Genomic DNA, 16,493 nt, shown 5'->3' on the forward strand with positions numbered 1-16,493 from the left:
GATGGCGGACAAGAGCTTCCTCGCCTGGCCATTCTTCGAAGAGCGCCACCGCCGGCTGGCGGACGAAGCCGAGCGCTGGGCCGCAGACAACGTGCCCGCTCTCGCCGATCATCACGACATAGACGGCAGTTGCCGCCGGCTGGTCGAGGCGATGGGCGCGGCTGGTTTCCTCGCTCATGCCGCGCCCGAGGACGAGCGGTTCGACGTCCGCAGCCTGTGCATCCTGCGCGAGACTTTCGCGCGTCACGACGGCCTGGCCGATTTCGCCTTCGCCATGCAGGGGCTCGGCACCGGGGCCCTGACCCTCTCCGGGTCCGACGAGCTGAAGCGGCGGATTCTTCCGGGCGTGCGCGCCGGCGAGACCATTGCCGCCTTCGCCCTGACCGAGCCCGAGGCGGGGTCGGACGTCGCCCAGATTGCGCTGAAGGCCACGCCCGCCGGCAACGACATGCTCCGGCTCGATGGCGAGAAGATCTGGATTTCCAATGGCGGCATCGCCGATCATTACGTGGTCTTCGCGCGGACCGGCGAAGCGCCAGGCGCGAAGGGGCTGTCGGCGTTTTTCGTGCCGGCCGACACGCCGGGCCTCGTGATCGCCGAGCGGCTAGAGACCATCGCGCCGCATCCGCTGGCACGCCTGACATTCGACGACTGCTGTATCCCAACGACGAACCGCATCGGCAATGGCGGTGACGGCTTCAAGATCGCCATGGCGACGCTCGATGTGTTCCGCTCCACCGTCGGCGCCGCCTGGACCCGCGACGCCGGCGCGCCGCGGATCACGCGCGAAGCCGCGATGGCCAAGATGGTGGCGACCGAAAACGCCCAGGAGGTCATCGACCGTGCCGTGCAGATCCACGGCGCCGAAGGGGTGCGTTCCGGCTCGGTTCCTGAGACGCTCTATCGCGAGATCCGCGCGCTGCGAATCTACGAAGGCGCCACGGAGGTCCAGAAACTCATCATCGCCCGCCAACTCCTGTCGCAAGTTGCTTGAGGAGACGCCATGACCGACACGTGCCACGTCGACACCTTCGTCCTCGATAATTTGCCGCCGGCTCACCTGATGCCGGACTTCATCAATCTCGACCGGCTCGGCTACCCGGCGCAACTGAACGCCACGGTCGAACTCGTCGACCGCCACGTTGCCGAGGGTCGCGGTGAGCGCATCGCGGTGATTGGCCCGGACGTGTCCTGGACCTATGCCGAACTTGCCCGGTTGATCGATCGGATGGCCAATGTGCTGGTCGGTAAGCTTGGCCTCGTCCCCGGCAACCGGGTGCTGCTGCGCTCGGCCAACAATCCGACGCTGGTGGCGCTGTATATGGCGGTCATCAAGGCCGGCGGTGTGGTCGTTGCGACGATGCCGCTCTTGCGGGCAAAGGAACTCGTCAAGATTATCGGCAAGGCCGAGATCGGCTTGGCTTTCTGCGATGCGTCGCTCGTCGACGAGATGGCGAAGGCCGCCGCAGCGTCGCCTGTGCTCGACCGCGTCGTGACGTGGTCCGGGACCGCCGGCGGAGAGTTGGGAGACCTGCTCGAAAACGTCTCCGACCGATTCGACCCGCCGGCGACACGGGCGGGCGATCCCTGCCTTCTCGGCTTCACATCCGGAACCACAGGCCTTCCCAAGGCGACGATCCACTATCACCGGGACCTTCTCGTCATCTGCGACTGCTATGCGAAAGAGGTGCTGCGGGCGAATGCGGACGACGTCTTCATCGGCTCTCCACCGCTCGCCTTCACCTTCGGCCTCGGCGGCCTTGTCCTGTTCCCGTTCCGGATCGGTGCGGCGGCCGTGCTGATCGAAAAGGCCGCACCGCCGGATCTCGCCAAGGCGATCGGCGATTATCGTGCGACCGTCTGCTTCACCGCGCCGACCGCCTATCGCGCGATCGCGGCCAAGAGCGAGGAGTTCGATCTCTCGTCCTTGCGCAAATGCGTCTCGGCCGGCGAGACATTGCCACCTCCGACCTATGAAGTTTGGCTGGAGGCGACCGGGCTCAAGCTGATGGACGGGATCGGCGCGACAGAGATGCTGCATATCTTCATTGCCGCGCGCGAAGACGAGATCCGGCAGGGCGCCACCGGCAGACCGGTGCCGGGCTACGAGGCGCGGGTGATCGACGCCGACGGAAAGCGCTGCCCGACCGGTACGCCCGGGCATCTCGCCGTGCGCGGTCCGGTCGGCTGCCGGTACCTCGCCGACGACCGTCAGGCCGCGTATGTCCAAAGCGGCTGGAACATCACCGGCGACACCTATGTCGTGGACGTGGACGGCTATTTCTGGTTCCAGGCGCGCAACGACGACATGATCGTATCCTCCGGCTACAACATCGCCGGGCCGGAGGTCGAAGCCTCTCTCCTCGCCCATCCGGCCGTCGCGGAAGCCGGTGTCGTCGGCGCCCCGGACGCGGATCGCGGCTGTATCGTGAAAGCCTATGTGCTGCTGGCGGACGGCCAAGCCGGGGATGCGGCCTTGGCCAAGGCGCTGCAGGACCATGTGAAACAGGACCTGGCGCCCTATAAATATCCCCGATCGATCGTCTTCGTCGAGGCGCTGCCAAAGACCGAATCGGGCAAACTGCAACGCTTCGCACTGCGCCAGCAGGCGGAACGGGAAGCCAGCCAGGGAGAAATGGCGTGAATCTAACCCGTCCGATCGTCGGTGAAGCCGCGACATCCGATCGCCCGACCGCCAAGGGCAGCCTCACCGCTTTGCAACCGGCGGGTTGGCCGACACCAAAAGGCTATGCCAACGGCGTGATGGGACGGGGCAACATGGTCCTGACCGGCGGGCTGATCGGCTGGGACGAGAGCGAGAAATTCCCCGAGAGCTTCGTCGCCCAGGTCGAACAGACGCTGAAGAACGTGCTCGCCGTTGTGGCGGAAGCTGGTGGCGGACCTGAGCACATCGCCCGGCTGACATGGTATGTCAGGAGCATTGCCACCTACCGCGCTTCGCTGGCCGAACTCGGCCCCGTCTATCGCCGGATCATGGGGCGCCACTTCCCGGCGATGGCGCTGGTCGAGGTCTCCGATCTGGTCGAGCCGAAGGCGCTGGTCGAGATCGAAGCCACTGCCATCGTGCCGGACTGATCGGGATCGCGACGCGCCATGGTGCAATCTTCATGGCGGCAGGATGCCGCCCCTCTGACCGACTTCGACGCAGCCTATGCCAATAGTGCCGCGATCGCCGGATCGCAGTCCTATCCGCCGCGATGGGCGGCCGCGGCCGCGGCCTTCCGGGAGCATCTCGCCTCGGCCGGACGCGCCCGGCTCGATCGCGCCTATGGCCCAGCGCCCCGCAACCGATACGATCTGTTTCTCCCGGACGGTGCTCCGCTCGGTCTCGTCGTCTTCGTCCATGGCGGCTACTGGAAAGCCTTCGACAAATCGCTCTGGTCGCATCTGGCCGAAGGGGCGCTGCAACGCGACTATGCGGTCGCAATGCCGAGCTATACGCTCTGCCCCGACGCGACGATCCGCACGATCACGCGCGAAATCGGCGCGTTCCTCGATCACGTCGCCGGCGAGATTCCCGGGCCGATCCGCCTCTCCGGTCATTCCGCCGGCGGCCACCTCGTCTCGCGCATGCTCTGCACCGACGCGCCGATCGCGCGCGCCACGGCAGACCGCATCGATCGGACGGTTTCGATCAGCGGCGTTCACGACCTTCGCCCGCTGCTCGCGACCGGCATGAACGACATTCTCCAACTCGACCTCGCTGAGGCGCGCGCCGAGAGCCCGGCGCTTCTCGAGCCGCGTGCGAATATCGATATCACCTGTCTCGTCGGTGGCGCCGAACTGGGCGAATTTCGCCGTCAGAACGCGCTGCTCGCCAATGTCTGGCATGGTTTCGGCGTGCTGACGCGAGCAGTCGAACGGCCGGGAAAGCATCATTTCGATGTCATCGACGAACTCCGTGATCCGGCGAGCGAACTCGTCGCGATCTTGACGGGTGCCCCGAACTCCTGAAACCGTCGTATCCAGACAAACGAACCACCGCCGCCCGCCCCGGCAGGAGCCTTCATGAAACCGATCTTCGTCCAGTTCAAATGCCAGCCCGGCATGGCCTACAAAGTCGCCGACAGCCTCATCCAGGACATCGAGGAAATTTCGGAGGTGTTCTCCACGTCCGGCCATTACGACCTGATCGCCAAATTCTATCTCAGCGATGACCAGGACATCGGCCACTTCGTCACCGAGCGTCTCCAGGTGACCGAGGGCGTCGCCGACACGTTTACGCTGGTCGCCTTCAAGGCGTTCGGCTGAAGTCGATCGCGCGGCCCGCCCCCTACTCCGCCGCCTCGCGCCGATCCGGAGGCGACTGACCATCGCCGGAATCATGCGGTCGTGGCCTCGCCTTGCGCCGGGTTTCAATGTCCTGCTCGCGCTTTTTCGCCAGTTCGCGATGCGCCTGGTCACATCCGGCAAGATACTGCTTCGGCCAGTGCTGGTTGCGCGCGTCGTACCAGGCGGCGGCCTCGCGGGTGAAATACGGGTTCCACAGATGCGGACGGCCGAGCGCGACGAGATCGGCGCGCCGCGTGTGCAGGATGGTGTTGACCTGCGCCGGCTCGGTGATCGCGCCGACGGCCATCACCGCCAGCTTCGGCACGTTGCGGATCGCCTCGGCGAACTGCACCTGGAACATCCGGCCATAGATCGGAGTCTGGTCGGCGACCGTCTGCCCGGCTGAAACGTCGATGAGGTCGCAGCCGACCTCGGCGAAGGCTTTGGAGATCGCGACGCTGTCGCCTTCGTCGATACCCCCTTCCTGCCAGTCGGTCGCGGAAATGCGCACCGACATCGGCTTTTCCGCCGGCCAGACTGCGCGCATCGCCTCGAACACCTCCAGCGGATAGCGCAGCCGGTTCTCGATCGCACCGCCATATTCATCGTCGCGCGTGTTGGTCAGCGGCGAGAGGAATGAGGCGAGCAGGTAGCCATGGGCGCAATGAAGCTCGACCATGTCGAAGCCGGCCCGCTCCGCCCGCTCCGTCGCCTGGACGAAATCGTCCCTAATCCGGTCCATTGTGGCGCGGTCGAGTTCCGCCGGAACCTGGCTGACACCCTCGAAATAGGGAATCGGCGAGGCCGAATAGATTTGCCAGTTCTTCGCCGCGTCCGCCAGCGGCCGGTCCATCTTCTCCCAGCCGAGCTGGGTCGAGCCCTTGCGACCGGCATGGCCGAGCTGCATCACCATCTTGGTCGTGGTGTTGGCGTGGACAAAGTCGACGATCCGCTTCCACTCGGCCTCGTGGCGATCGGTCCACAGCCCGGTGCAGCCCGGGGTAATCCGCGCGTCGGCCGACGGACAGGTCATCTCGGTAAAGACAAGGCCCGGCGCGCCGAGCGCGTGCGAGGTGTAGTGGACGAAGTGCCAGTCGGTCGGATTGCCATTGGCGTCGGCCGAATATTGCGCCATCGGCGACATCACCACGCGGTTCTGAACCTCCATGTCGCGAAGCCGGAATTTGGTGAACATGGGCGTTGGCCGACTGTCGCGGTAATCGTCGCCGGTCTCGCGATAAAGCTGCTCGTAGAAGGCGGTGTCGACCTGCTCGACGAAGCGAGGATCGCGGACGATCAGATTGTCGTAGGTGATCGACTTCGCCCGGCACATGACGACCATCGAGAACTGCTCCGGGCTCATGTCCCAGGAGCGGTTCATATGCTCGAACCAGGCGAGCGACACGTCGGCATTGTGCTGGATGATCTGGCAGGGCGTGCGCCGCTCCGCGTCATAGGTCGCGAACGCCGCCTCGACGCTCGTTTCGCCGTGTTCGACGACCGCATCGGACAGGGAGATCGCGCATTCCATGGCGAGCTTGGTGCCCGAGCCAATCGAAAAATGCGCCGAGGCCTTGGCATCGCCGAGCAGCACGATGTTCTCGTGCGACCAGCGATGGCAAAAAATGCGGGGAAACCGGCGCCATTGCGAACGGTTGAGCAACAGACCGTGCCCCTCCAGCTCGTCCTCGTAGAGCGCTTCGAGCCTGGCGCGGGAATCCTCCTCGTCGGTCTCCGAAAAGCCGAGGCCCTGAAAGCAGGCCTCATCCATCTCGAACACCCAGGTCGAGCGACCCGGCTCGTACTGGTAGCAATGGGCGCAGACGATGCCGTGCTCGGTTTCGCGGAAGAAATAGTTGAACTCGTCCATCGGCCGGGTCGAGCCCATCCAGCAGAAGCGGTTCGACTTGATCGTCACCTCGGGCTGGAAGGCCTCACGAAAATGCTCGCGAATGCGCGAGTTCACGCCATCGGCGGCGACGACGATGTCGGAATCGGTGAAGCGGGTGGCGATCTCCTCCGGTAGAACGGCCTCGGAAAAGTGCAGGTCCACCCCCTCCTCCCGGCAGCGCTGCTGCAAAATGGCGAGAAGCTTCATCCGTGAGATGCCGGCAAAGCCGTTGCCGGCGCAGCGCATCTCGGCGCCCTGCTTGTGGATCGCGACGTCGTCCCAATAGGCGAATTCGGTGCGGATGCGATCGAAGGATTCGCGGTCACGCGACAGAAACTCGTGCAGCGTCTCGTCGGAGAATACGACACCGAAGCCAAACGTGTCGTCGGCGCGGTTCTGCTCGTAGATTTCGACCGACCAGTCCGGCTGCCGCTTCTTGGTCAGGAGGGCGAAATAGAGGCCCCCAGGACCGCCACCGACCACGGTGATACGCATGGGCTCTCTCCTGTCGGGTCGAACGGGTCATCGCACAAGATATTTTATAGTTAAACTATCTCTTTGCAAGTCCGGACTTCGGCGCGCCACCTCCCCACGGTCGGGACTCATCGCAACGGACGTAGTGCCGACCCGCCATGCCTATCTGCCCGGCTTCGATCGTCGCTTATCAAGTGATCAATCGGAATCGCGTCCGGCTTGCGGCGCGTAGGCGGCGGCATCGACAATCGCATCGCGGCCGTCGAGGAACAATCGGCTCACCCGTGGTTCCGATCGGGCGAGTATCCGCCCTCTTCGCACCACCGCCAGTCGATGCGCCTTGAGGCGGATGGCCTCGATCGGGTCCGCCGCCTGCAGGACGAGGAAATCGGCGTGGTTGCCGACAGCGAGGCCATAACCGTCGAGCCCCATGACCCGAGCGGAATTGACGGTGACCGCGTCGAAGCAGGCGCGCATCGCCTCGCGCGAGGTCATCTGGCCGACGTGGATGGCCATGTGCGCGACCTCGAGCATGTCGCCGGAGCCGAGCGCGTACCAGGGGTCCATCACGCAGTCGTGGCCGAAGGCGACGTTGATCCCGGCGGCCATCAGTTCCGGCACGCGGGTCATGCCACGGCGCTTGGGATAGCTGTCATGGCGGCCCTGCAACGTGATGTTGATCAGCGGGTTCGGGATGACATGCATTCCAGCTTCGTGGATCAAGGGGATCAGCTTCGAGACGTAATAATTGTCCATCGAATGCATGGAGGTGAGGTGAGAGCCGGCGACCCGGCCCTGAAGCCCGTGCCGGATAGTTTCAGCCGCCAGGGTCTCGACATGGCGGGACAGGGGGTCGTCGGATTCGTCGCAATGCATGTCGACGGGAAGGCCCCGCTCGGCGGCGATCCGGCAGAGCGCCGCGACCGAGGCGGCCCCCTCCGCCATCGTTCGCTCGAAATGCGGAATGCCGCCGACGATATCGACGCCCATGTCCAGAGCGCGGGCGAGCGCGTCGGCGGCGCCGGGCGCGCGCAGATAGCCATCCTGCGGAAACGCCACGAGTTGCAGGTCGAGATAAGGTTTGACCCGGTCCCTGACCTCGAGCAGCGCTTCGACAGTGACGAGACGCGGGTCGCTGACGTCGACATGGCTGCGGATGGCGAGCAGGCCTTGCGCGACGGCGAGATCGCAGTAGCGCAGCGCTCGCTCGACCAGAGCCTCGCGGGTCAGGAGCGGCTTCAACTCGCCCCACAGCGCGATGCCCTCCAGCAGCGTTCCGGACTGGTTCATCCGGGGGAGACCCAGCGACAGTGTGGCGTCCATGTGGAAATGCGGATCGACGAAGGGCGGCGAGACCAAACGATTGGAGGCGTCGATCGTCGCGGCGGCTTCGGCACCGATGCCGCGTTCGACAGCGGCGATCCGGCCGTCGCGAACCGCGATGTCGATCCCGTTGCGGCCATCGGGCAGATTGGCGTTGGTGACCACGAGGTCGAACATCGGATCGCTCCAGCGCGCGGGGATTCAGTTTTGGCGACCCCCGTTGCGTCGTATGCAAGGCGTTTGCACCGAAGTGGCGCCGCCGCAATTCCCACGCGACGGCGTTCTCGGTCCGGGAGCAGACGGCTAGATCGTCAAGACGGTCGCGCCGGTCGTCTTTCGCCCTTCGAGATCGCGGTGCGCCTGGGCCGCCTCGGACACCGGATAGGTCTGGCCGATGGTGATCTTTACCACGCCCGATTCGATGACGTCGAACAGCGCCTTGGCCGAGGCGTCGAGTTCCTCGCGATTGGTGTTGTAGCCGAACAGGCTCGGTCGGGTCGCGTAGAGCGATCCCTTCTGGTTGAGAATGCCGAGGTCGATATCTGGCAGTTTGCCGGAGGACTGGCCGAAGGCGACCCACAGGCCGCGATTCTTCAGGCAATCGAGGCTTCCCGGAAAGGTGTCCTTGCCGACCGAATCGTAGACGACGTCGCATTTGCGTCCGTCGGTGATCTCCCTCACTCGTTCGACGAAATCCTCCTCGCGGTAGTTGATCACATGGTCGCAGCCGTTCTCGCGGGCCAGCTTGCACTTTTCCGGCGTGCCGGCTGTTCCGATCACGGTCGCGCCGAGATGCTTGGCCCATTGTCCGGCGATCAGGCCGACACCGCCGGCTGCGGCGTGGAACAGAAGGACCGTGTCCGGCCCTACCTTGAAGGTCCGCCGCAGAAGATATTCCGCCGTCATGCCCTTCAGCATGATCGCCGCGGCGGTCTTGAAGTCGATCGAGTCGGGCAGCTTCACGGCCTTGTCCGCCTCGGTCACGAGCCGTTCGGCATAGCTGCCGGTGACGCCGTTATAGGCGACGCGGTCACCCACCTGGAAGCGGTCGACCCCCTCCCCGACTTCGGAGACGACGCCCGCACCCTCCTTGCCGAGAACGAAGGGCATCGTCGGTGACTTGTAGACCCCGGTGCGGAAATAGACGTCGATGAAGTTGAGGCCGGCCGCCTTCTGATCGACCAGAATCTGGCCGGGACCCGGCCGACCCGGATCGTGATCCTCCCACTTCAGGACCTCCGGGCCACCCACTTCGTGAACGACAATTGCCTTGCTCATGCTTCACTCCCGTTATTCCCAGATCACGATGAAATCGAAACCTTCGATCCGGTTTCGTCGTCATCGAGTCCATAAACTCAGCGCGGAATGCGGGTGGAAAACCGGTTCCCACTTTTCCTCATTCCGCGCTAATCGTGCGAAACGCCCCGCAGGCGGTCGACCATCTGGAGGACGCCGCCGATGGCGAACAGATAGAGGCCGGAGGCGACAAGTCCCCATTTGATCCACCACAGCGGCGCGAAGTCGGAAAACAGCGCGGCGAGCCCCAGAACGGACCAGATCGCGAAGACGCCGAGATTGACGCCACGCAACCGCTCGACGCGCACCGGATGCAGGAATTTGATTGGCAGGAAAGTTGCCGCGGAGCAGAAGACCACGAACGCGAATGCGGTCCACTCGTTCGGCTGAATGGCGAAAAACGTGAAGACGACCATGTTCCAGGCGACCGGAAATCCGCGAAAGAAATTGTCCTTCGTCTTCATGCGGAGGTCCGCATAATAGATCGCGCTGGAGATGACGATCAGCGCCGCGGCGACGAACGACCATGGCCGGCCGATCATGCCCGATAGATAGAGAGCGACGGCGGGGATCATGACGAAGGTCGCATAGTCGATGATCGAATCAAGGAGATCCCCCGACCAATTGGGTAGCACCCGCTTGATCTCGATCCGCCGGGCCAGCGGTCCATCGATCCCGTCGACGAACAGCGCGAAGCCCAACCAACCGAACATCGCTACCCAGCGCTGCTCCGCCGCCGCAATGACCGACATGAACGCGAGGAAGGCACCGCTGGCGGTCAAAAGATGCACGCCGAAGGCGCGCCATTTATCGAAGGCGGTGACTTCGTCTGCCATAAATCCCCACGCTGCGCTGTCGCTTTTCGCCGCCCCTCGGCCAACGACCATTGCCATCCGCTGTAACCGGCGTATGTCGGGATTCCAAGCGAAACGAGCGACACCGCTCGCGGTTTCCGACCATTTCACCGGATAAACGGCGGGAGATTGTGCAAGTGGCCACAGAGCGTAGAGAGATCGCCGTCGTCGGAGGCGGATTGGCGGGAACCGCCACCGCGCTGGCTTTTGCCGCCGCCGGCTTCGACACCGTGCTGATCGCGCCGAAGTCGACGCCGGATGGGCGCAGCACCGCGCTTTTGGGCGATTCTGTCGCCTTTTTGTCCAGTCTGGGCGTAATGGATCGGCTCGGCGCAAAAGCGGCACCCTTGGCGGTGATGCGGCTCATCGACGACACCAAGCGCCTGTTTCGCGCGCCGGTCGTGGAGTTCCGCGCCAGCGAAATCGGCCTGGCCTCATTCGGCTACAATGTTCTCAACGCCGATCTCCAGGCGGCGCTCAGCGAGGGCGTCGCGGAGGCGACGGAGTTGGAGGTTCGGGAGACGGCAGCACGGGGCTTCACGATCGAAGGCGACCGGGCCGTGGTGACGCTCGAGGATGGGGGGTCCTATTGCGTCGAGCTGGTCGTGGCCGCCGACGGGCGCCGCTCGCCAATGCGCGAGGCGGCCGGAATCGGCGTCCGGCAATGGACCTATCCGCAGAGCGCCATCGTCTTCAACTTTCGCCATCGCATCGATCATCATTCCGTCTCGACGGAATTCCATACGCGGGCCGGCCCGTTCACGCAGGTGCCGCTGCCCGGCCGGCGTTCATCCCTCGTGTGGGTCGAGGAGCCCGAGCTGGCAGAACTCTATGTCGACCTGAAGCCGGACCGGCTCGCGCGCATGGTCGAGGACAAGATGCATTCGATTCTCGGTTCGGTCGAAATCGAGGAGCCCATCCAGCGCTTTCCCCTGTCCGGGGCATCGGTCGACCGGATGACCGGCGAGCGTCTGGCTCTCGTGGGAGAAGCGGGTCATGCCTTTCCGCCGATCGGGGCACAGGGGCTCAATCTGGGCTTGCGGGACTGTGAGGCGATCGTCCGGTTCGCCTCCGAAAGCCGCGACGATCCCGGCCAGAGGGCGACGCTGTCGCGTTACGAAGCGGCCCGCCGGGTGGACGTCCGCTCGCGCACCGTCGGCGTCGATCTTCTCAACCGCTCGCTTCTCGCCGACTTCCTGCCCACGCAGTTCGCGCGGACCGCCGGGTTGGCCGCGATGCGGAGCGTTCCGTTTCTGCGCCAGTTCGCCATGCGGGAGGGTTTGTCGCCCGGCGCAGGACTGACCGGAGTTTCCCGATCACTACGCGAAGGGATCGGCCGGAACGATCCCTGATGAGATCAGGAAGAGCAACAGCGTGACCGAGGCGACGGAGCACACCGTGGTCACTAGTACCGACGCCGAGGCGCGCTCCACCCACACGCCGTATTGCTGCGCGATGACGAAGACGTTGGTCGCCGTCGGCAGGCTGGCGAGTAGAATCGCGCTCTTCACCCAGACCGGATCGAAGTTCCCGAAAAGCCCCAGCAGCAGCCACACGGCAAGCGGATGCAGCACGAGCTTGATCGGCACGATATAGCCAAGTTCCACCGGCACCCGTTTCAATGGCCGCAGCGCCAGCGTCACGCCCATCGCGAACAGCGCGCAGGGCGCCGCCGCGTTGGCGAGAAGCTGGAGGAAGCGGTCCACAGGCTCCGGGGGCGTGGCCCCGACGATGGCGGCGGCGACCCCCAGGACGGTCGCGATGATGAACGGGTGCGTGACGATCTTGACCACCACGCCGAGCGCGATTTTCGCGGGCGATCCCTTGCGATCGCCGCCCAGCGCCATCATCAGCGGCGCCATGGTGAAATGCAGGGTGTTGTCGAAACAAAAGATCAGCGCCACCGGAACCGCGGCTTCCGGGCCGATGGCGACAAGGGCCAGTCCCGGACCCATATAGCCGATATTGCCGTAGGCTCCGGCGAGCCCCTGAATCGTCGCAACGGGAATGTCGCCCCGCGTTCTCGCCAACGCCACCGCGAAGCCCAGGGCGAAGATGACGAAAGTTGCCAGCGTCGTCGCGGCGATAAAGCCGCCGCTGGCGAGCTTTTCGACCGGGGTTTTCGACAAAAGCTGGAAGAACAGCGCCGGGAGCGCGATATAGATGATGAAGACGTTGAGCCAGGCGAGCCCGTCCACCGGATGGCGGACGATCCGACCGGTGGCGAAGCCGAGCGCGATCAGGCCGAAGAACGGCGAGATCAGGCCGACGATCGCGATCAACGGGCAGTCCGGGGTGTGAGAGAAAGCGTCATCGGTGGGCGGTTCGTCGGCGGCAGAGACGGACGCGCTTGCGTTGTCGCTTCCAGATTGGCTATTGCCGGTCCCTTAAGGGAGTCGTGAATTTGATGCAAACTGCCCGCTTCTTCATTGGACAAGTCGTCTGCCATCGCATGTATCCGTTCCGCGGTGTCATTTTCGACGTGGATCCAGAGTTCGACAATACCGAAGAATGGTATAACTCGATCCCAGAGGACGTGCGTCCGCGCAAGGACCAGCCATTCTATCATCTCTTCGCCGAGAACGCGGAGAGCGAATATATCGCCTATGTCTCGGAGCAAAACCTCCTGCCCGATGAGACCGGGGTCCCGGTTCGCCATCCTCAGATCGGCGAGATCTTCGATGGCCCCATCGATGGTTCGTACCAACTGAAAGGTGCCCACCGCAATTGAACCTGCCGCGGTCGCAAGACGGCGTGCCGCGCGCGGACAAGCAAACGGCGGCTGACGCCGCCGTTTGATCCTTCGGAAAATGGTCCCGCCGAGCCAGGTCTTGCTTATTGCGCGGCGGGCTTGGCCTCGCCGGTGTTGTCCTTGGCCGCCTTCTGGGCATCCTCGAACTTCTTGCGCCGCTCGTCGGCTTGCTTCTGCAAGGCCTCGTTCAGCTCCTTCTGGCGCTGGGCCAGCTCCGGCTCAGCCTTGGGAGCCCCGTCGAAGGCCTGGGTGAATCCGGACAGGCTGATCGGGATCGGATTGGCCTGGCGCTGGAAGTTGATCGACGTCACCGTCATCTGCTTGCCGCGCTTCATCGAAGCAACCAGGGCATCGGTCAGTTCAGCCTCGGCGATGCAGCGGTCGGCGAAGCAAACTGAATAGTTCAGCGTCTGCGGCTTTTCGTCGTCGACCTTCATCTGAACGCCGGCGGGAATGACCCGTCCGGTCGGGACGACGGCCTGGATGACCTTCTGGTTCACCTTGCCCTTGACGTTGATCAGGTTGACCGCGGTGATCAACTGCCGCGTATCGGCGATCATCGTGTATTGGGTGTTGCAGATTTCGTTTTCACCCTGGGTCGAGCAGACCTTGAACCATTCGGCGGGAATCGCCTGGGCTTGTGCGGGGTTGGCAGCCCGCGCCTGGCCGGCGGCGGGCTTGGCGTCCTGGGCGATCGCCCCTGAAACGCCGACGGCAAGCGTCGCAAGTCCGACCAGCCCGGCGGCGAGCATCGTGGTGGAAGCGTTCGACAAACGGTGCGTCACAGGCTTCAAATCCTCTCGGCATAAACAAAATCGGGAAACAGTGTTCCTTAGCGGCCCACGCCCTGTTTCGCAAATGCGGCCGTTTGAAGGCCTCGATTGCGCTGCACCCGCCGTTGTCGCGGTAGGCAAGACAGGGCTTTGCCGTTAGAATCGCGGAACGCAAACAACCATCGGGAGCTCGTCCATCCGCATGCAGATCCTTTTTTCAGCCAAGCGCCGCGCGAGCTTCCTGGCGCCTGTCGTCGTGACTCTTCTCGCGGCGTTCACCGTGCCCGGTACGGCCGAGCCTCAGCATGCGATCGCCATGCAGGGTGAGCCGGCCCTGCTCGCGAATTTCGAGCGTCTGCCCTTTGTGAACCCGGACGCGCCACAGGGCGGCACGATGCGTTACGGCGTCTTCGGGACCTTCGACAATCTCAACCCGGTGATCGTGCGCGGCGCGCTGACCACGGCGCGGGGCATCTGGTTCGACAAGGAATTCGGCAATCTGGTCTTCGAGCCTATGATGCAGCGCTCGGCGGACGAACCCTTCACCATGTACGGGCTGCTTGCCGAAACCGTCGAGACCGACGCCGAGCGCAGCTTCGTGGAATTCCAGCTCAATCCGGCGGCGAAATTTTCCGATGGCGAGCCCGTCCGGCCGGAGGACGTGCTGTTCACGGTCGAGATGCTGCGCGAGCATGGCCGGCCGATGTACGCCAACTGGCTGCGGCCGGCGGTCAAGATCGAGAAGGCTGGCGCAAACGGCGTTCGCTTCACCTTCGACGCGACCGCCGACCGCGAAACTCCTCTCCTCATTTCAGGGCTGCCGGTGCTTCCCGAGCACGCCTTCGATCGCGACACGTTTGAGCGGACGACATTGGAGCCGGTGACCGGCTCGGGGCCGTATCTGATCGACAAGGTCGAGCCCGGCCAGCGCATCACCTACAAGAAGAACCCGGATTATTGGGGCCGCGACCTGCCCATCAAGCAAGGCGTCGACAACTACGACACCATCGTCATCGAGTATTTTCGCGATTCCAACGCCCAGTTCGAGGCGTTCAAGAAGGGGCTGTCCTACGTCTATATCGAGGGCGATCCGAACCATTGGCGCACGGCCTATGATTTTCCCGCGGTGACGAACGGCGACGTCGTCAAGGAGACCTTCACCTCCGGCGCACCGTCGAACATGCTCGCCTTCGTGTTCAACACCCGCCGGCCGGTTTTCGAGGATCGAGCGGTCCGGAAGGCGCTGTCGATGCTGTTCGACTTCGAATGGGCCAACCGCAATCTTTATTACGACGCCTACAAACGGACGGGGAGCTTCTTCCAGAATTCCGAGCTGTCCAGTGCCGGCAATCCGGCATCCGAGGCCGAAAAGGCGCTGCTTGCGGACTATGCCAATCAGATTGATCCGGATGTCATGGATGGGACCTATGCGCCCCCGGTGACCGATGGCAGCGGCAGCGATCGCAAGGTGCTGCAGGCGGCGGCCAAGGCTTTCCAGGAAGCCGGCTACCGCTTCGAGGGGCGCTCGCTCGTCAGTCCCGACGGCAAGCCGCTGTCGTTCGAGATTCTGGTGCAATCGCCGGAACAGGAGCGGATCGGCCTCGCCTATAAGCGGACCCTCGACCGAATCGGCGTCCAGACGACGATCCGGCAGGTCGACGACGCCCAGTATCAGGCGCGCAAGTCAGCCTACGACTTCGACATGATCATCGCGACCTACAGCGCCTCGCTGTCGCCAGGCGCCGAGCAGGTCTATCGCTGGGGATCGATCTCGAAGGACGCCAACGGAACGTTCAATTTCGCAGGTGTCGCCGACCCGGCCCTCGACAAGCTGATTAACGAGATCGTCTCGGCACGCAGCCGCGAGGCCTTCGTCGACGCGGTGCGCGCCTATGACCGCGTGCTGATTTCGGGCCACTATGTCGTGCCGCTGTTCCACCTGCCGGAGCAGTGGCTGGCCCGCTGGAAGTTCATTGAGCACCCCGACACGACGCCGCTTTATGGCTATCAGCTGCCGACGTTCTGGAAGGCGCCGGACGCAAAATAACGCGCCCTCGGGCGACGAGCGGCCGCTATCACTCGTCGCCTGACGGCCGAGGCGTCGTCGGCGTCTTCTTCGCTGTATCTGCGGCCGGCGACACGGCGGTGTCGACCGGGTCGCTGGCACCGGGTGGCGCGTCGGTCCGGGTATCCGGCACTGTCGTCTGTGCTAGAGTGGCCGGAACCACTACGGCCAACTGCATCGGCAAGAGCCGTCCGACCTTGTCGGACAGGCCGATGATGGTCTTGGCGAGAAGCTTGCCGACCTTTCCCTCCACCGTGCAGACCAGCGTATCGAGGTCGCCGTTCGCCATCCGCTCGCCCCTGCAGGACACTGCGTCGTCGAGCCGGACCTTGTCGGGCGACAGGCCGACATAGTCGAGAACCGCGCCATTGGTGCTCGGTTGGCACCCCATCCGGAAATCCAGGACGACATCGGTCGGCGTCGATGCGAAACGCGTCACCCGATGGCGGTTCTGATCCCATCGAAGGTTCGTGTCGATCGGAATGAAGGCGGGAATCGGCAAACCGACGAGCGATGAAACCGTGCGCAGATCGAACTGGAGCGGCTGGCAAATGTCAGCGGCGTTCAACCGGTCCTCGATCGCGACCAGCGTTGCGAAATCCGCATCGACGAGGCCGTCAGCTCCGACATCCTGGGCATGCGCGTTAGAAGCGATCGCAAGGGACACAGCGATCGCGGCGAAAAGACGCTGCCTGACGGCGGACCGGGAAAGCGAGAGACGATATTTGATCATCCGTGCGCCTTCGCCCGCCCAGACGGCCAAATTGTGGAA

Annotated in this window: 15 protein-coding genes; 8 read left to right on the plus strand and 7 right to left on the minus strand. The window is 64.2% G+C overall.

The window, feature by feature from the left end:
• The first annotated feature begins 1 nt into the window (after nt 1).
• From VQ044_RS06415 to VQ044_RS06435, 5 genes are read left to right on the plus strand one after another with little or no spacing between them, the layout of a single operon-like run.
• Nucleotides 2–994, plus strand: a complete 993-nt coding sequence (locus VQ044_RS06415; RefSeq protein ID WP_331827654.1) for an acyl-CoA dehydrogenase family protein — start codon at nt 2–4, stop codon at nt 992–994.
• Nucleotides 995–1,003: 9 nt separating this feature from the next.
• On the plus strand, nt 1,004–2,644 hold the full coding sequence (locus tag VQ044_RS06420; protein WP_327646110.1) for a benzoate-CoA ligase family protein: 1,641 nt from the start codon (nt 1,004–1,006) through the stop codon (nt 2,642–2,644).
• 14 nt (nt 2,645–2,658) lie between these two features.
• Complete coding sequence (locus VQ044_RS06425) at nt 2,659–3,096, plus strand: RidA family protein (protein ID WP_327622272.1); 438 nt, start codon at nt 2,659–2,661, stop codon at nt 3,094–3,096.
• 18 nt (nt 3,097–3,114) lie between these two features.
• Nucleotides 3,115–3,975 carry an alpha/beta hydrolase gene (locus tag VQ044_RS06430; RefSeq protein WP_327646111.1) on the plus strand — a complete coding sequence of 287 codons (861 nt, stop codon included), beginning with the start codon at nt 3,115–3,117 and terminating at the stop codon, nt 3,973–3,975.
• A gap of 54 nt (nt 3,976–4,029) precedes the next feature.
• Nucleotides 4,030–4,272 (plus strand): Lrp/AsnC family transcriptional regulator, encoded by a 243-nt coding sequence (locus VQ044_RS06435; protein WP_327622154.1) that lies wholly within the window; start codon nt 4,030–4,032, stop codon nt 4,270–4,272.
• A 22-nt stretch (nt 4,273–4,294) separates the two neighbouring features.
• Here VQ044_RS06435 and VQ044_RS06440 read toward each other — a convergent pair whose 3' ends face one another.
• The 4 genes from VQ044_RS06440 to pcsA form a co-directional block, all read right to left on the minus strand.
• On the minus strand, nt 4,295–6,679 hold the full coding sequence (locus VQ044_RS06440) for an oxidoreductase (protein ID WP_327646113.1): 2,385 nt from the start codon (nt 6,677–6,679) through the stop codon (nt 4,295–4,297).
• Nucleotides 6,680–6,856: 177 nt separating this feature from the next.
• On the minus strand, nt 6,857–8,158 hold the full coding sequence (locus tag VQ044_RS06445; RefSeq protein WP_327646114.1) for an amidohydrolase family protein: 1,302 nt from the start codon (nt 8,156–8,158) through the stop codon (nt 6,857–6,859).
• Between the two features lie 126 nt (nt 8,159–8,284).
• Complete coding sequence (locus VQ044_RS06450; RefSeq protein WP_327622151.1) at nt 8,285–9,259, minus strand: quinone oxidoreductase family protein; 975 nt, start codon at nt 9,257–9,259, stop codon at nt 8,285–8,287.
• 128 nt (nt 9,260–9,387) lie between these two features.
• The gene (gene pcsA, locus VQ044_RS06455) at nt 9,388–10,113 is read right to left on the minus strand and encodes a phosphatidylcholine synthase (protein WP_327622150.1); all 726 of its coding nucleotides are present in this window, start codon (nt 10,111–10,113) and stop codon (nt 9,388–9,390) included.
• Between the two features lie 155 nt (nt 10,114–10,268).
• Between pcsA and VQ044_RS06460 the strand changes: the two genes are divergently transcribed.
• Entirely contained in the window at nt 10,269–11,483 is a 1,215-nt protein-coding gene (locus tag VQ044_RS06460) for a UbiH/UbiF family hydroxylase (protein ID WP_327646115.1), read from the plus strand.
• On the opposite strand, the gene VQ044_RS06465 is transcribed toward VQ044_RS06460, so the two are convergent.
• Complete coding sequence (locus VQ044_RS06465) at nt 11,451–12,413, minus strand: AEC family transporter (RefSeq protein ID WP_327646117.1); 963 nt, start codon at nt 12,411–12,413, stop codon at nt 11,451–11,453. The two genes, VQ044_RS06460 and VQ044_RS06465, sit on opposite strands and share 33 nt — an antisense overlap.
• Nucleotides 12,414–12,538: 125 nt before the next feature.
• Between VQ044_RS06465 and hspQ the strand changes: the two genes are divergently transcribed.
• A complete protein-coding gene (gene hspQ / locus VQ044_RS06470) occupies nt 12,539–12,862 on the plus strand; it encodes a heat shock protein HspQ (RefSeq protein WP_327622147.1) in 324 nt (107 codons plus the stop codon).
• A gap of 104 nt (nt 12,863–12,966) precedes the next feature.
• On the opposite strand, the gene VQ044_RS06475 is transcribed toward hspQ, so the two are convergent.
• On the minus strand, nt 12,967–13,635 hold the full coding sequence (locus VQ044_RS06475; protein WP_327622271.1) for an invasion associated locus B family protein: 669 nt from the start codon (nt 13,633–13,635) through the stop codon (nt 12,967–12,969).
• A gap of 223 nt (nt 13,636–13,858) precedes the next feature.
• On the opposite strand from VQ044_RS06475, the gene VQ044_RS06480 reads away from it, so the two are divergent.
• The gene (locus VQ044_RS06480) at nt 13,859–15,703 is read left to right on the plus strand and encodes an extracellular solute-binding protein (protein WP_327646119.1); all 1,845 of its coding nucleotides are present in this window, start codon (nt 13,859–13,861) and stop codon (nt 15,701–15,703) included.
• Nucleotides 15,704–15,731: 28 nt separating this feature from the next.
• On the opposite strand, the gene VQ044_RS06485 is transcribed toward VQ044_RS06480, so the two are convergent.
• Complete coding sequence (locus VQ044_RS06485; RefSeq protein WP_327646120.1) at nt 15,732–16,454, minus strand: hypothetical protein; 723 nt, start codon at nt 16,452–16,454, stop codon at nt 15,732–15,734.
• Nucleotides 16,455–16,493: the final 39 nt, after the last annotated feature.

Origin of the sequence: Aurantimonas sp. C2-5-R2 (genome assembly GCF_036549495.1) — a bacterium.
GTDB classification, from domain to species: Bacteria; Pseudomonadota; Alphaproteobacteria; order Rhizobiales; family Rhizobiaceae; genus Aurantimonas; species Aurantimonas coralicida_A.

Bases quoted from the DNA above. Each gene is read 5' to 3' on its own strand.
- VQ044_RS06415 (WP_331827654.1), top strand. From the start codon at position 2: ATGGCGGACAAGAGCTTCCTCGCCTGGCCATTCTTCGAAGAGCGCCAC.
- VQ044_RS06420 (WP_327646110.1), top strand. From the start codon at position 1,004: ATGACCGACACGTGCCACGTCGACACCTTCGTCCTCGATAATTTGCCG.
- VQ044_RS06430 (WP_327646111.1), top strand. From the start codon at position 3,115: ATGGTGCAATCTTCATGGCGGCAGGATGCCGCCCCTCTGACCGACTTC.
- VQ044_RS06435 (WP_327622154.1), top strand. From the start codon at position 4,030: ATGAAACCGATCTTCGTCCAGTTCAAATGCCAGCCCGGCATGGCCTAC.
- VQ044_RS06440 (WP_327646113.1), bottom strand. From the start codon at position 6,679: ATGCGTATCACCGTGGTCGGTGGCGGTCCTGGGGGCCTCTATTTCGCC.
- VQ044_RS06445 (WP_327646114.1), bottom strand. From the start codon at position 8,158: ATGTTCGACCTCGTGGTCACCAACGCCAATCTGCCCGATGGCCGCAAC.
- VQ044_RS06450 (WP_327622151.1), bottom strand. From the start codon at position 9,259: ATGAGCAAGGCAATTGTCGTTCACGAAGTGGGTGGCCCGGAGGTCCTG.
- pcsA (WP_327622150.1), bottom strand. From the start codon at position 10,113: ATGGCAGACGAAGTCACCGCCTTCGATAAATGGCGCGCCTTCGGCGTG.
- hspQ (WP_327622147.1), top strand. From the start codon at position 12,539: ATGCAAACTGCCCGCTTCTTCATTGGACAAGTCGTCTGCCATCGCATG.
- VQ044_RS06475 (WP_327622271.1), bottom strand. From the start codon at position 13,635: ATGCTCGCCGCCGGGCTGGTCGGACTTGCGACGCTTGCCGTCGGCGTT.
- VQ044_RS06480 (WP_327646119.1), top strand. From the start codon at position 13,859: ATGCAGATCCTTTTTTCAGCCAAGCGCCGCGCGAGCTTCCTGGCGCCT.
- VQ044_RS06485 (WP_327646120.1), bottom strand. From the start codon at position 16,454: ATGATCAAATATCGTCTCTCGCTTTCCCGGTCCGCCGTCAGGCAGCGT.